A 1,078-nucleotide genomic window follows, 5' to 3' on the forward strand; every position below is an offset into this window, starting at 1 on the left:
TTTGTACCAATTTATGTACTACGAGAGGGATAATGCAAGGTTTTTGAGAGTCCCAATCGGATTTTCGCAGCATGAACATCGGATTTTAACAGGTCAAAAGCCTTATTTTAAAAGGGTTTTACCATTATTCAGCAAACCCTAATTATTAACCAAAATAACGAAATATTAATCAGCCCAGCATCCTATTGGGAAATCGCCATCAAAATCAGTATCGGTAAACTCATTTTACATCAATCTTACAAAGATTTTATCGACGTATGCCTTAATCAATATCAATTTAATATCCTTGCCATCACACCAGAACATACGGATGCGCTGATCACCCTTCCTTTTTATCATAAAGACCCCTTTGATCGCCTTCTGGTAGCTCAAGCCATTGTTGAAAATATTCCGATTATTAGTGTAGATACTATTTTAGATCGGTACGGTATTCAACGTCTTTGGTAGGGCGATCGTTTTTCTCAACCTATCGGAAAACTCGACACTATAACCCCTTTCTAATCCCTCGATTTGATGTTTTTCTACCAATTTCCCACGTCTCCTGCGGATAATCTTGCTTCGCGAATATCTTTTAATAAAATCCCATTGAGTAAAGTTCATAATTCATGGTTATTATTTCGATCTAAAAAGTCCAGAAAGTCTTTTGCTTTCACGATCTGAATATTTTGATATTCAACCAGTGAAAGAAGATGTTTGTCCCCCGTGATAATATGGGTAGCCTTGCCAACAATCGCACATTCTATGATCATATCGTCATCGGGATCGTTGGGAACCGCTCTCAGTTGTCTTGTTATCGGAACAAGGCTAGAAAATTGACGAATTTCCGCGATATATTCTCTAAGTCCCCGTTCAGATATTTGAAATTTCTGCTGAAGTTTTTCGGTTAATTCGTCTAAAATCTCTTGGCAGGTTACTGAAGATACCGATCCCGTCTTCGCTAACGATAAACAGGAAAATGTAGGGCTGTTTTTAGACAGCCAAGCAGAGATTAATATATTTGTATCAAAAACAACTACATAGGTCACTATTTTTCGTGAACGATTTCATCGATAAATTCTTCTCTCTCGTCTTCGGTCAT

General features: G+C 37.5%; 3 protein-coding genes. 1 reads left to right on the forward strand and 2 read right to left on the reverse strand.

Translation table 11 applies throughout. The features are described from left to right. The first annotated feature begins 204 nt into the window (after nucleotides 1–204). Complete coding sequence (locus O9332_RS24035) at nucleotides 205–447, forward strand: type II toxin-antitoxin system VapC family toxin (protein WP_353852162.1); 243 nt, start codon at nucleotides 205–207, stop codon at nucleotides 445–447. Here O9332_RS24035 and O9332_RS24040 read toward each other — a convergent pair. Together O9332_RS24040 and O9332_RS24045 are read right to left on the reverse strand one after the other, a co-directional pair. Then, on the reverse strand, nucleotides 415–600 hold the full coding sequence (locus tag O9332_RS24040) for a hypothetical protein (protein ID WP_125731736.1): 186 nt from the start codon (nucleotides 598–600) through the stop codon (nucleotides 415–417). The two genes, O9332_RS24035 and O9332_RS24040, sit on opposite strands and share 33 nt — an antisense overlap. Beyond that, nucleotides 597–1,025 carry a putative toxin-antitoxin system toxin component, PIN family gene (locus tag O9332_RS24045; RefSeq protein WP_288027683.1) on the reverse strand — a complete coding sequence of 143 codons (429 nt, stop codon included), beginning with the start codon at nucleotides 1,023–1,025 and terminating at the stop codon, nucleotides 597–599. The genes O9332_RS24040 and O9332_RS24045 overlap by 4 nt, the downstream gene beginning before the upstream one ends. Between the last annotated feature and the right edge of the window lie 53 nt (nucleotides 1,026–1,078).

The organism is Microcystis sp. LE19-10.1B, from assembly GCF_027530565.1.
GTDB lineage: Bacteria > Cyanobacteriota > Cyanobacteriia > Cyanobacteriales > Microcystaceae > Microcystis > Microcystis aeruginosa.

Coding starts and splice junctions, on each gene's coding strand:
- O9332_RS24040 (WP_125731736.1), bottom strand. CDS start 600: ATGAACTTTACTCAATGGGATTTTATTAAAAGATATTCGCGAAGCAAG.